Annotated in this window: 13 protein-coding genes and 1 tRNA gene; 7 read left to right on the forward strand and 7 right to left on the reverse strand. The window is 65.6% G+C overall.

Translation table 11 applies throughout. The features are described from left to right. Positions 1 to 129: 129 nt before the first annotated feature. Positions 130 to 555 carry a hypothetical protein gene (locus G6N38_RS14300; RefSeq protein WP_163748482.1) on the forward strand — a complete coding sequence of 142 codons (426 nt, stop codon included), beginning with the start codon at positions 130 to 132 and terminating at the stop codon, positions 553 to 555. Here the strand turns inward: G6N38_RS14300 and G6N38_RS14305 are convergent. Next, positions 552 to 1,865 (reverse strand): cadherin-like domain-containing protein, encoded by a 1,314-nt coding sequence (locus G6N38_RS14305; protein WP_163748484.1) that lies wholly within the window; start codon positions 1,863 to 1,865, stop codon positions 552 to 554. The genes G6N38_RS14300 and G6N38_RS14305 overlap by 4 nt on opposite strands. Here G6N38_RS14305 and G6N38_RS14310 point away from each other — a divergent pair. Continuing rightward, on the forward strand, positions 1,825 to 2,331 hold the full coding sequence (locus G6N38_RS14310) for a hypothetical protein (RefSeq protein WP_163748486.1): 507 nt from the start codon (positions 1,825 to 1,827) through the stop codon (positions 2,329 to 2,331). The genes G6N38_RS14305 and G6N38_RS14310 overlap by 41 nt on opposite strands. Before the next feature lie 322 nt (positions 2,332 to 2,653). On the opposite strand, the gene G6N38_RS14315 is transcribed toward G6N38_RS14310, so the two are convergent. Continuing rightward, complete coding sequence (locus G6N38_RS14315; RefSeq protein ID WP_163748487.1) at positions 2,654 to 2,974, reverse strand: EthD family reductase; 321 nt, start codon at positions 2,972 to 2,974, stop codon at positions 2,654 to 2,656. A 105-nt stretch (positions 2,975 to 3,079) separates the two neighbouring features. Here G6N38_RS14315 and G6N38_RS14320 point away from each other — a divergent pair, with 105 nt between their 5' ends. Continuing rightward, complete coding sequence (locus tag G6N38_RS14320) at positions 3,080 to 3,487, forward strand: HNH endonuclease (protein ID WP_163748489.1); 408 nt, start codon at positions 3,080 to 3,082, stop codon at positions 3,485 to 3,487. Positions 3,488 to 3,592: 105 nt separating this feature from the next. Here G6N38_RS14320 and G6N38_RS14325 read toward each other — a convergent pair. Then, positions 3,593 to 3,667, reverse strand: a tRNA-Thr gene (locus G6N38_RS14325). Positions 3,668 to 3,714: 47 nt separating this feature from the next. Beyond that, positions 3,715 to 4,458, reverse strand: coding sequence for a hypothetical protein (locus G6N38_RS14330; RefSeq protein WP_163748491.1), 744 nt, complete (start codon positions 4,456 to 4,458; stop codon positions 3,715 to 3,717). A 128-nt stretch (positions 4,459 to 4,586) separates the two neighbouring features. Between G6N38_RS14330 and G6N38_RS14335 the strand changes: the two genes are divergently transcribed. Together G6N38_RS14335 and G6N38_RS14340 are read left to right on the forward strand one after the other, a co-directional pair. Further along, on the forward strand, positions 4,587 to 5,306 hold the full coding sequence (locus tag G6N38_RS14335) for a response regulator transcription factor (protein ID WP_163748493.1): 720 nt from the start codon (positions 4,587 to 4,589) through the stop codon (positions 5,304 to 5,306). Positions 5,307 to 5,344: 38 nt separating this feature from the next. Further along, complete coding sequence (locus G6N38_RS14340; protein WP_163748495.1) at positions 5,345 to 6,781, forward strand: sensor histidine kinase; 1,437 nt, start codon at positions 5,345 to 5,347, stop codon at positions 6,779 to 6,781. On the opposite strand, the gene G6N38_RS14345 is transcribed toward G6N38_RS14340, so the two are convergent. Beyond that, complete coding sequence (locus G6N38_RS14345; RefSeq protein WP_163748497.1) at positions 6,774 to 7,178, reverse strand: HIT family protein; 405 nt, start codon at positions 7,176 to 7,178, stop codon at positions 6,774 to 6,776. The genes G6N38_RS14340 and G6N38_RS14345 overlap by 8 nt on opposite strands. A 109-nt stretch (positions 7,179 to 7,287) precedes the next feature. On the opposite strand from G6N38_RS14345, the gene G6N38_RS14350 reads away from it, so the two are divergent. After that, the gene (locus tag G6N38_RS14350; RefSeq protein WP_163748499.1) at positions 7,288 to 8,508 is read left to right on the forward strand and encodes a bifunctional glycosyltransferase family 2/GtrA family protein; all 1,221 of its coding nucleotides are present in this window, start codon (positions 7,288 to 7,290) and stop codon (positions 8,506 to 8,508) included. A gap of 94 nt (positions 8,509 to 8,602) precedes the next feature. Next, positions 8,603 to 10,477, forward strand: coding sequence for a glycosyltransferase family 39 protein (locus tag G6N38_RS14355; protein WP_246227924.1), 1,875 nt, complete (start codon positions 8,603 to 8,605; stop codon positions 10,475 to 10,477). A gap of 1 nt (position 10,478) precedes the next feature. On the opposite strand, the gene G6N38_RS14360 is transcribed toward G6N38_RS14355, so the two are convergent. Next, positions 10,479 to 11,348 (reverse strand): SDR family NAD(P)-dependent oxidoreductase, encoded by an 870-nt coding sequence (locus G6N38_RS14360; protein ID WP_163748503.1) that lies wholly within the window; start codon positions 11,346 to 11,348, stop codon positions 10,479 to 10,481. After that, complete coding sequence (locus G6N38_RS14365; protein ID WP_163748505.1) at positions 11,341 to 11,772, reverse strand: nuclear transport factor 2 family protein; 432 nt, start codon at positions 11,770 to 11,772, stop codon at positions 11,341 to 11,343. Before G6N38_RS14365 ends, G6N38_RS14360 begins: the two co-directional genes overlap by 8 nt. Positions 11,773 to 11,782 lie beyond the last annotated feature (10 nt).

Below are 11,782 nucleotides of genomic sequence, written 5' to 3' on the forward strand. Positions count from 1 at the left end.
ACGATAGCGCGGCGCTGCGCTCGAGTGGTGATGTCGAGCAGGTTGCGCGCGGAAGAATTTTGTCTGAACCGGTGTTGGATCAGCCAGATTTGTTTTGACGTGCGCTCAGCGGAGGTTAGGTTGCCGATCATGGTCAATGGGTGCGCCGGCACGGACGGCATGAATCGATCGGTCACGTTTTCTCGTCAGTTCGCGCTGACTGCGGGCTTCGTGGCAGTCGTTGCCGCTGTGGGCCTTTCAGCGGGTTGCGGGCAGTCCTCCAAGGAGGGCCCGTCCAGCACCACGTCCACGAGCAGTACGCCGGCCCCGTCGCCCACCGAGAAAGGCGCCATCCAGATGCCGCCGAGGGCCTTCAACCAGAACCAAAACGCCGCCGACGGCGTCCTGGCGCTGGAGAGCCAGGGCTACTTGGTCCAGACCCAAATCGGCGCCGGCGACAAGAACAGCCCGCTGTCGGCATGCAAGATCAGCGGGGTCGATGGGCTGCGCGGTGATCACCCGCCGGCCAACACCACTGTGTTCCTCACGCTGTCCTGCCCTAACAGCAACAACTAACGGGCCACCCGCTGCTTCCGGCGGCGGACGAACATCATGCCGATGAACAGCACTGCGCCAGCGGCGGACTGAGACACCATCGTGTAGCCGAGGTCCTTCATGATGCCGATCTCGACCGCGCTCAACGTCCTGACTCCGAGCCCGGTGTCGGACGCGGCGTTCATCAGCTTCTCCAGCGACCCGGTGAATGTGTTGTCGTCCAGGTGCGACATGGAGCTGCCGGACTGCCAGGGGTTCGGCGTGTAGAGCGGCACCGGGCCACCGTAGGCCGCGACCGCGTTGGCGCCACCGAAGTAGAGGCCGCTGTTACCCCCCGTGAGGTTCGAGTTGTAGGCGGTGTTGAACGTGCTGCCGTTGAACACCGAGGTGCCGTTCTGGTTCACGATGAAGCTGTCGAAGGTGGTCCAGTTCGGGTTGGTGTTGTTGCCGGCTTTGTCCACGACGGAGATGAAGCCGAACGTGTGCAGCAACTCGTGCATCGCGGTGGACTGGAAGTCGTACTGGCTACTGGACACCGTGTTGTAGCCCCAGGCGTAGCCGAAGTTCCAGTCGATCGTGCCGTCGGCGGCCGACCCGTTGGAATCCGTACCGGTCAGGATCTTGTCCTGCACCACGGTCGAATAGAAACCGGGATCGTTGCTGATCAGATCACTGCCCGACGATGCAAGCGTCCCGCCCATCACCGAGTACTGGCCGGTGACCTTGTAGGTGATATCGACGTTGTACGCGGGGACGAAGTAGCTCGACAGATAGATGGCCGTCGCCGCCAACTCTGCCCGAGCTGCGCTGGACCAGAATTGTGACCCGTTTCCGTAGACGAAGGTGAACGTGATTCGTGGGGTGCCGGCGGGCTGCTGGTACACGCCGACCGCGGCCGAGGTGCTGGCGCTCCGGAACCAGTTCAGCAGGTTGATGTGCGTCCCGGTGTCGGTGGCGGCGACGGTGAAGGAGTCGATACAGGTGTTGCTGCATTGGCCGCCGGGCGTCGGCGTGTAGGTGTACGTGCCGTCTGGGTTGAGCGCAACAGTGCCGTAGTGGGCTTGCTGGGTCACCTTGTAGACGAGGCGATCGCCCTCCGGGTCGGTCGCGCCGATGCTGCCGGTGATCGGCCCGGTCGTCTGCCCGGTGATCTGCACCGGTGAAACGGTGGGCGCCTCGTTGAAGAACGTGCGACGGACCAGCAGGGTGGCACCGGCGACGTAGCTCTGAAGGGCGTTCACCAGCGCGGTGATCGGGTCGGCGTTCGCTGAGGCGGTCTTACTGCCGGTCGTGCTGGCCGCCGTCATCTTGGCGGAGGTGCTGGCCGCCACCGGGGTGCTGGTAGCGCTTTCGGTCGTCGAATCCGTGGACGTCTGCTCGTTGGTGGCCGGGTCGGCGGTCGCGACCGTCGCATCGGCGACAGTGCCGCTGTCCGCCGTCGAGGTCGTCGAGTTGCTCGACGCCAGTCGGGACTGTGCCTCGGGGCGATGTGAAGAGCCGGCGCTCGAGGCCGTCGATGGCGTGCCGGTTGCGGTCTTCTTGGCGGTGGTTGTTGACTTGCTGGTGGTGTCGTCAGCTGGCGACGACGTCGACGTGGAAGTCCCGGTGGTGGCTTTGGGACCACGAGCGGTGTGGCCCGTCGTCTTTTTCGCGGAACCGGAACTCGACGTTGCCGAACTCCCCGAACTTGACGAGGAACTGTGGTCGGTGTCATCGGCGCTGGCAACGGCGACGACGGGGCCCGCAAGTGATAATCCGAGTGCAAGAGCAGCAATTCCTGCCCTTGCACCACGCTGAACGTTCGCCATGTACGCACCACCTTCGCGCAGTTCCGAATTGCCCGTGAAGTTGGCGAACTTCAGGCAAACCCCCCGGTCGGGGCGTCAAACCGGTATGGCGGCCGGACACCCGTTTGCTGTCTCAGCGAATCTTAAGCTGAGACAGCACCTGGAGGGAATGGTTACGGGAGAAGTTAGCCGGACTGTTTGCGTGGGCAAGCCGGTCAGTCAACCGGATGCAGGGCTTGCATGATGTGTGCGTCGCGGATGACCTGATGGGCGGTGTCGGATACCGGGGCGGGGGGACGCCGAAGTTGGGTCACCACTCAAGGACTGCTTGGTCAGTGTTGCGGCACCTCGATGTCGGAGAACAGAATTCGCACCCCGCCGGTAGCCAGTCGTGCCAAGGCTTCGAAGAATGCGCCCGCCTCCGGCGTGGTGATGGCTGCGCTCGCGGCGTCGTAGTCGGGATAGTAGAGGTCGATCATGCGGTGCGCCGGCGTGGGACTGCCGTCTTCCTTCGGCCACACCTTCGACACCTCGAACTTGATGTGACCCGGGATGCGACGAGCGGCCTCGAGCTGCTCAGCCCCGAACGCGGCCTCAAAGGCCTCCGGGTCCGTGGGGTTGTCGTAGATGACGGTGATCTTGGTTTCGGCCATGGAATTTGTCTCCTCGCACGCGGGCAATGCCTGTGAGTCAGACGTTAGTGGTAGTAGGGGATTTCGGCTTCGGCGCTTGTCGGTACCTAGCGCTAGCGTCGCCCCATGTCGACCAAGTGCGTCGGATGCGGAGTAGATATCGAAGGCCGTCAGGCGAGGGTCTTCTGCTCGAATGCATGTCAGCAGGTTTACCGGCGGAACTTGCTCCTGAAAGCCTGGCTCGAGACTGGCGTATGTGGCGGGATGTCTCATCAAGGTCACTTCGTTCGGGATTACCTGCACGCGGAGCAGCGCGGTTGCTGCTCGATCTGTGGAATCGAGAGCAACTGGAATGGCGTGAGCCTTGCGATGATCATCGACCACATCGACGGAGACGCGACCAACAACCGTCACACGAATCTTCGGCTCATATGTCCGAACTGCGACTCGCAGCTGCCGACATACAAAGCGAAGAATCGCGGTAATGGGCGCTATTACCGACGGCAGCGTTACGCCGATGGCAAGTCGTACTGATCATCGTTTGCTGGAGAGTTGGATGATGGTCAGCCTAAAGCGGGATGATAGAGGTCGGTGCAGTGCCAAATAGGGTTGTTTAACTGCAGATATAACTAGAACGCGTGGAGCCCCCTGTCAGGATTGAACTGACGACCTACGCTTTACAAGAGCGTTGCTCTACCGCTGAGCTAAGGAGGCGTGGCAGGGCCCAAGGGCCCGAACCATCTAACAGACTAGCGAAGTCACTACTCGTCCTCGTCGATGACCAACCGGTCGCCGCGCACCCGTTCGGAGGTAACGGTCCGCGGTGGCGTGTAGCTCCGCCGCCGGCCCGGTAGCGGGATCCGGTCGGCGATATTGCTCAGCGGGTTGACCACCAGGCTCAGCGTGGTGACTGCCTCGCGCAGCGTCTCGATCGTCGGCGCCAGCGCCTCCAGCCCGGGCGCCAACCTATTCAACGTGTCGGCGACGTCGGCCAGCTGCTCCAGCGGACCGTTGCGCGCGGTCAGCTTGTCGACCAGACCGCCATCGGCCAGCAGCCGATCGGCCAGCCCGTCCTCGCCGAGAATCCGCTCGATCAGGCCGTCTTCGTCAAGCAGCTGGTCGACCAGCCCACCCGGCGCCAGCGATCGCTCCAGCCCGCCGCCCTCGGCGGTCAGCCGATCGAGCACTCCGTCGGGCGCAGTCACCCGGTCGATCAGCCCACCCGGGCGCATCAGCCGATCGAGCGGTCCGTCGGGGGCCAGCGCCCGGCCCAGCGGGGCGTCGTCGTCGAGTAGCTGGGCGAGCTTGTTCGCCCGCGCGATGGTGTCCTCCAGACCGAACATCTGCGCCACCGAGTTCGGCGACGCCGACATCCCCGCCTCGCCGAGGGTCCGTTTGGTGAGGTCAAGGCCAGCCTTGGCGACATCGAGCCCCGCCTCGGCCGCGGCCAGCCCCACCCGCACCGGTGTGGTCGCGATCCCAACCAGGGTCTTCGCCAGGTCCATCGCACAAGTGTAAGAGCGGGGGAAGTTTGTAACCGGCGGTATCGGTTATCCCATATGAACACGAACTCACAGCAAGCTCACAGCGTGCGGGCAGGCTGAGTTCAACAAGGTAAGAGGAAATTAACAGCATGGCCGCACCTGTTGCACCCGAAGCAAAACCCGAGGCACGCGTCCTCGTCGTCGACGACGAGACCAATATTGTCGAACTGCTCTCCGTGAGTCTGAAGTTTCAGGGCTTCGAGGTCCACACCGCCTCCAGCGGGCCAGCCGCCCTGGACCGGGCCCGGGAAGTGCGTCCTGACGCGGTGATTCTCGACGTGATGATGCCCGGCATGGACGGGTTCGGTGTCCTGCGCCGGCTGCGTGCCGACGGTATCGACGCGCCCGCGCTGTTCCTGACCGCCCGCGACAGCCTGCAGGACAAGATCGCCGGCCTCACGCTCGGCGGTGACGACTACGTCACCAAACCGTTCAGCCTCGAAGAAGTTGTCGCGCGGCTGCGCGTCATCCTGCGCCGCGCCGGCAAGGGCGTCGAGGAGCCGCGCAACTCGCGCCTGAGCTTCGCCGATATCGAGCTCGACGAGGACACCCACGAGGTGTGGAAGGCCGGCGAACCCGTCTCGCTGTCGCCCACCGAATTCACTCTGCTGCGTTACTTCGTCATCAACGCAGGCACCGTGCTGAGTAAGCCCAAGATCCTCGACCACGTCTGGCGCTACGACTTCGGCGGTGACGTCAACGTCGTCGAGTCCTACGTCTCCTACCTGCGTCGCAAGATCGACACCGGCGACAAGCGTCTCCTGCACACCCTGCGCGGGGTCGGATACGTGCTGCGGGAGCCGCGGTAATCCGGCGCGTCGCGCCGCTCGGCGCGAACAATAGAGAAATGCCCACTCCGTACCACCGCGCGCTGCCGCTGAGGGTCGGCCTGGTCGCCGCCATGTTGCTGCTTGTGGGTTGCGGATTGCTGGCCTCCGGGATCGCCGTTACCTCGACCCTGCAGCACGACCTCATCAACCGCGCCGACCAAACCCTGCTGGACGCCTCGCGGGGCTGGGCCCAGGCCCCGCGACGAATGCCGCCACCCGACGAAGGTCCCAATCCGGCCCGCCCGCCGTCGAACTTCTACGTCCGCGGCGTCGACGCCGACGGCCACATCTGGATGGCGGTCAACGACCGGGATGCCGAACCGGCCCTTCCCGACGACAACGACGTGGGCTCCGCGCCGGTGACCGTTGGCTCGCTGGACCACTCGCCGGTCCACTGGCGCGCGGTATCGGTGCAGGGGCCTAACGGGGAACTGACCACCGTGGCCATCGACCTCTCCGATATCCAATCCACCGTGCGCAGCCTGGCCTGGTCGCAGGTCGCGATCGGCACCGCGGTCCTGGTGATCCTCGGCGTCGCCGGATACTGGGTAGTGCACCGCAGCCTGCGGCCCCTGGTCGAAGTCGAGAAAACTGCCGCGGCGATCGCCGCCGGACAGCTCGATCGCCGTGTGCCAGAACGAGATCCGCGTACCGAAGTCGGCCGGCTGTCGCTGGCGCTCAACGGCATGCTCGCTCAGATCCAGAGTGCGATGGCGTCGTCGGGGGAGTCCGCTGAGGCCGCGCGGACGTCGGAGGAACGCATGCGGCGGTTCATCACCGACGCCAGCCACGAGCTGCGCACCCCGCTGACTACCATCCGCGGATTCGCCGAGCTCTATCGGCAGGGTGCGGCCCGCGATGTCGAAATGCTCATGTCGCGCATCGAAAGCGAATCGCGGCGGATGGGCCTGTTGGTCGACGATCTGCTGCTGCTCGCCCGTCTTGATGCGCAGCGCCCACTCGAACAACGCCGGGTCGACCTGCTGACGCTGGCCACCGACGCCGTGCACGACGCCCAGTCCATCGCCCCGAAGCGCACCATCGCCATGGAGGTGTTCGACGGCCCCGGCACTCCCGAAGTCCTGGGCGACGAGGCTCGGTTGCGCCAGGTGCTGAGCAACCTGGTGGCCAATGCGTTGCAGCACACCCCGGAAACCGCGCGGATCGCCGTTCGGGTGGGTACCGTCGCCGACGATGCGGTGCTCGAGGTCGTCGACGAGGGGCCGGGTATGACACCCGAGGACGCGCAGCGGGTGTTCGAGCGGTTCTACCGCACCGACTCCTCCCGCGCCCGCACCAGCGGCGGGACGGGGCTGGGCCTGTCGATCGTCGATTCCCTGGTGTACGCCCACGGTGGCCGGGTCACGGTGCGGACCGCGCCGGGGCAGGGCTGTTGCTTTTCGGTCAGCCTGCCGCGCATCGCCGACGTACCGGCGCCTGTCCCGTCTAACTGAGTGTGGCCAGTGCGGCCTTGATTCTGGCCTGGGCATCGTCCAGTGACGCGGGTGACGGGTTGCGATCGACATTGGCGAAACCGAAGTCGGCGAGATTCCGTGCCGGGAACACGTGCACGTGCAGGTGCGGCACTTCCAGCCCGGCGATGATCACGCCGGACCGCTCGGCGTCGAACGCCGCGCACACCGCCTTGCCGATCTGCTGAGACACCGCCATCACCTTGTTGAACAAGGACGGGTCGACGTCCTGCCAGTTGTCGACCTCGGCGCGGGGAACCACCAGCGTGTGCCCGGGGGTCATCGGCTCGATCGTCAGGAAAGCGACGACGTCGTCGTCGGAGTAGACGAATCGTCCCGGCAGTTCGCGGTTGATGATCTTGGTGAAGACGGAGGCCATGGCGCCAAGCATATGAGGAGGCAACCGTGGTTGTTCATGGAGCTGGCTCACAGCAACCCGTCAGATCCGGCCCAGTGTGGCGGCAGCTTGACGCAGGAGTATCAGTCCCATGACCGACACCCTGCCGGCCGAGCAGCGCACTGCTCAGACCGGCCAGCGGGGTCGCTACATTCTCGACATCGTCATCCCGGTGTACAACGAGGAGGACGACCTGCCGGGCTGCGTACGCCGGTTGCACCAGTATCTTCGTGACGAGGTGCCGTACCGCGCGCGAATCATGGTGGCCGACAACGCGAGCACCGACGACACACTGGCGGTGGCCCGCCAGCTCAGCGAGGAACTGTCCGACGTCGAGGTGCTTCATCTCGACGAAAAGGGTCGCGGTGGAGCGCTCGCCGCCGCGTGGGCTTCCTCGTCGGCCGACGTGGTGGCCTACATGGACGTCGACCTGTCCACCCATCTCTCGGCACTGATGCCGTTGGTGGCTCCGCTGGTATCCGGACATTCCGACATCGCCATCGGCTCGCGACTGGCCCCCTCATCACGGGTCGTTCGCGGAATCAAACGTGAAGTGGTGTCCCGTGGCTACAACCTGCTGCTGCGCGGGCTGCTCGGCGCCCGGTTCTCCGACGCCCAGTGCGGTTTCAAGGCGGTGCGCACCGACGTCGCGCGCCAGCTGCTGCCGCTGGTCGCCGACACCGGGTGGTTCTTCGACACCGAGCTGCTGGTGCTGGCCGAGAAGGCCGGCCTGCGGATCCATGAGGTGCCGGTCGACTGGATCGACGACCCGGACTCCCGGGTCGACATCCTGGCCACCGCGATCGAAGACCTCAAAGGCTGCTGGCGCGTGGGCCGGGCGCTGACCACCGGCGCCCTGCCGCTGCGCGACCTGCAGGCCGCACTCGGCCGCGAACCACTGGTGCCCGGGGTACCTCGCGGCATGGTCGGTCAGATGGTGCGGTTCGGTCTGATCGGCATCGCCAGCACCATTGCCTATGCGCTGCTCTATCTTTCGCTGCATCCCGAACTCGGTGCGCAGGCCGCCAACCTGACGGCACTGCTGCTGACCGCACTGGCCAACACCGCCGCCAACCGGGCCTTCACCTTCGGTATCCGCGGCCGTGCCGGTGCGGCCCGCCATCACGTCCATGGCCTGCTGGTCTTCGGCTTCGGACTTGCCATCACCAGTGGCTCGCTCTACCTGCTACACCGCTTCGACCCGACCGTCGGCAAAGGTGTCGAACTCTCAATTCTGGTCGTGGCCAATCTTGTCGCCACCCTTGTGCGCTTTGTGGCGCTTCGGCGGGTGTTCGGCGCCTCGACCCGCTGACGCGATGACTGTCGCGGTCGATCCACCGAGAATTGGTACAGACCAGGCTATTCCGCGCCGCGCGCCGACGACCTCGCACCGGTGGGCGCTGCTGATGTTGTTGACTGGCACGGCGGTACTCTACCTGTGGGACCTGGACCGGTCGGGCTGGGCCAACGCGTTCTACTCCGCGGCCGCCCAGGCCGGCGCACAATCCTGGAAAGCACTCCTGTTTGGTTCGTCGGATGCGGCCAACTCGATCACCGTCGACAAACCCCCACTGTCACTGTGGCTTCCGTCGTTGGCCATCCGCATGTTCGGCCTCAACACGTGGAGCATTCTGGTACCCCAAGCCCTCATCGGGGTCGGGTCGGTGGCGCTGCTGTGGGGCACCGTGCGCCGGTCGTTCGGGGAGACGGCCGCACTGATCGCCGGCACGGTGCTGGCGCTGACTCCGGTGGCGGTGACGATCTTCCGCTTCAACAACCCCGACGCTCTGTTGGTCTTGCTGATGATCGCCGCGGTGTGGGCGCTGCTGCGGGCAGTCGACGACGGCCGGCTGCGCTGGCTGTTGCTCTGCGGTGCCTGCCTGGGGCTGGGGTATCTGACCAAACAGCTCGAGGTCGCACTCGTGATCCCGGCGCTGGCGGTCACCTATCTGCTGGCCGGACCGCGATCGCTGCTCGCCCGCGCCGGGCAGCTGATACTCGGACTCGGTGCGGCCGTGGTCGCCGCGGGGTGGTGGGTGCTGCTGGTGCAGCTGTGGCCGGCGGGCAAGCGGCCGTGGATCGGTGGGACGCAGACCAACTCGATTCTCGAGCTGACGTTGCGCTACAACGGGATCGGCCGGCTCAACGGTGACGAGCCGGGCAGCACCGGTTCACCGGGTTTCATCTCACCGGTCCACCTGGGTGGCCGGACGTCGGGACATCCCTGGGGGCAGCCCGGGATCGGCCGGCTGTTCGAACCGGAGCAGATCGGTGGTATCGGCTGGCTGTTGCCTGCCGCACTGGTCTTCGCGATCGCGCTGCTCGTCTGGTGCGCCCGCGCGCCGCGGCGAGACGGGCAGCGGGCCGCGGTGGGTGTCTGGGTGTTGTGGCTGCTGACGACTGGGCTGGTGTTCAGCTTCATGGCCGGTATCTTCCATCCGTATTACACGGTTGCGCTGGCCCCGCCGCTCGCGGCGTTGATCGGCATCGGGACTGTCGTGTGTTGGCGGGAACGTGAAAAAAGCTGGGCCAAGGGTGTATTGGCGACAGTTGTGGTGCTCACCACGGCGACATCGGTGCTCGTGCTGCGGCATGTGCGCGATTACCATCCATGGCTGCGGTGGGCGGTCCCGGTCGGTGCGGTCGTGCTGCTGGCCGCGATGATCCGCCGCATCCCGACACCGCTGATCGTCGCGGTCGCGGCGCTGGTTGCTCTCGGTGGCCAGGCCGCCTACAGCGTCACGACGGTGGTACGCGGCAACGTTGGTGCGATGCCGATCGCCGGACCGGTTCCCCGGGTCGTGACCGCGATGACCAAGGGCATCGGACCAGTCCAGCGGGCTGAGATTCGGGCGGCCACCGGACCCGGATTCCTGCTGCCAGCAGGATCACCCGGCTCTGGGATGCATCTGGCGGGGTGCACGCTGCTGGACTCGGGTGTGCCCGACCGGCGCCTGGTCGACCTACTCGACGCCAATGCGCAGCGGTACACCTGGGTGGCCGCCACCATCGGATCGGTCTGTGCGGCGGGCTATCAACTGGCCAGCGGCTACCCGGTGATGCCTGTCGGTGGCTTCAACGGCACCGATCCATCGCCGGCACCCGATGCCTTCCTGCGTCTCGCGTTGTCCAAGCGGATCCACTATTTCATCGTCACCAACCCGGTGCACGAGGACCGCTGGGGGCACCTGGACTCCAATGCGCTCATCCAGCAATGGGTTCAGCGCAACTTCACGCCCATGTATGTCGGCAGGGTACTGATCTACGACCTGACGACGTAGCTCAGGCCAACATCGCCGCGATCTCGTCGATCGACCAGGGTGGGCTGCCGTGGTGATCCCGGTAGCCGATCAGACTGGGGGAGGGTCGATCGAATCGACCGACGAAACCGCCTGCGGCGATGAAGATCTGTCCGGTGATCTTGCTGGCGAGGTCGCTGACCAGGTAGGCGTACATCGCGGCGACATATTCGGGCGCGGGCGCGTCGAGGGCTCCTTGAGCGCTGACCTCGTCGAGCATGCCACGCCGCTGCAGCGAGGCGATCTGTTCCTCGTAGTCGGTTCCGCTGGACAGCCGAGTCTTCGCGCCCGGGCATACCACATTCGCCCGCACCCCGTGCTCGGCCAATTCCGCTGCGATGGCCATGGTCAGCCCGTTCACCGCGCCCTTGCCTGCCGGATATCCGGTGCCACCGTAATCACCCAGGAACGCAAAGGAACTGGTGTTGACGATGGCGCCGCGGCCCCTGGCCACCATCTTCGGTGCTGCCGCACGGCAGGTGGCGAACACGGTGCCAAGGTGTACGTCGATGAGGTCGCGGAACTCGGCCGGTGTGACACGCAGGATCGACGACCCAGGGGGCTCGGGTGCCCCCGCACAGTTGACCAGCGCGTCGACCGCGCCGAACTCTTTCTCGCACAGCGTGATCAAGTCCTCGGCGACGGCCTCGTCGGCCGCCGAACCGGCGTGAGCCACGGCACGCCCACCGGCGTTGTTGATGGTGGCGACTGTCACTTCAGCGGCCGTCGCATCGCGGCCATTGACCACCACACCCGCACCGAGGTCGGCCAGCAATGCCGAGACGGCGCCGCCGATACCTCGCGAGCCGCCGACGACGACCGTGCCGAACCCTGCTAGCGGCTTCTCATTCACCGTCGGTTGAAGCCTGGCCGAACTGCATGCCGTCCATATTCCAGTAGCCGCGCATGTTGGTGATCAGACCGGCGTCGTTGACCTTGTAGGTGAACACGCCCCGCACCGTGCTGGTGAGACCGCCCTCGAACTGGCTGCGCAGCACCAGGATGTGGGCCACCTCGTAGGGTGAGCTGGACGGGAACGTCTCTTCGCAGGTGACGCGAAGGTTGTTGATCGAGATATTCGAGTCGTAGAAGCCCGCGACGGCCTCCTTGCCCCGCACACCGTCCCCGTCAGGGTTGGTGATGGCCTGCCCGATCGGATCTTCGATGACGACGTCGTCGGCCATCAGGGCCAGCCACCCTTCCCGGTTGTGCGACATCACGCACTTCCAGGATGCCTGCGAGGCGGCCAGCGCTGGTGTCAGTTCGGTAGTGGTCATGATTCCTCTC

This window comes from Mycolicibacterium helvum (genome assembly GCF_010731895.1).
Classification (GTDB): Bacteria; Actinomycetota; Actinomycetes; order Mycobacteriales; family Mycobacteriaceae; genus Mycobacterium; species Mycobacterium helvum.

What these genes read in the sequence shown, in the direction of transcription:
- G6N38_RS14330 (WP_163748491.1), bottom strand. Translation starts at nt 4,458, where the DNA reads ATGGACCTGGCGAAGACCCTGGTTGGGATCGCGACCACACCGGTGCGG.
- G6N38_RS14300 (WP_163748482.1), top strand. Translation starts at nt 130, where the DNA reads ATGGTCAATGGGTGCGCCGGCACGGACGGCATGAATCGATCGGTCACG.
- G6N38_RS14315 (WP_163748487.1), bottom strand. Translation starts at nt 2,974, where the DNA reads ATGGCCGAAACCAAGATCACCGTCATCTACGACAACCCCACGGACCCG.
- G6N38_RS14365 (WP_163748505.1), bottom strand. Translation starts at nt 11,772, where the DNA reads ATGACCACTACCGAACTGACACCAGCGCTGGCCGCCTCGCAGGCATCC.
- G6N38_RS14355 (WP_246227924.1), top strand. Translation starts at nt 8,603, where the DNA reads ATGTTGTTGACTGGCACGGCGGTACTCTACCTGTGGGACCTGGACCGG.
- G6N38_RS14340 (WP_163748495.1), top strand. Translation starts at nt 5,345, where the DNA reads ATGCCCACTCCGTACCACCGCGCGCTGCCGCTGAGGGTCGGCCTGGTC.
- G6N38_RS14345 (WP_163748497.1), bottom strand. Translation starts at nt 7,178, where the DNA reads ATGGCCTCCGTCTTCACCAAGATCATCAACCGCGAACTGCCGGGACGA.
- G6N38_RS14335 (WP_163748493.1), top strand. Translation starts at nt 4,587, where the DNA reads ATGGCCGCACCTGTTGCACCCGAAGCAAAACCCGAGGCACGCGTCCTC.
- G6N38_RS14320 (WP_163748489.1), top strand. Translation starts at nt 3,080, where the DNA reads ATGTCGACCAAGTGCGTCGGATGCGGAGTAGATATCGAAGGCCGTCAG.
- G6N38_RS14350 (WP_163748499.1), top strand. Translation starts at nt 7,288, where the DNA reads ATGACCGACACCCTGCCGGCCGAGCAGCGCACTGCTCAGACCGGCCAG.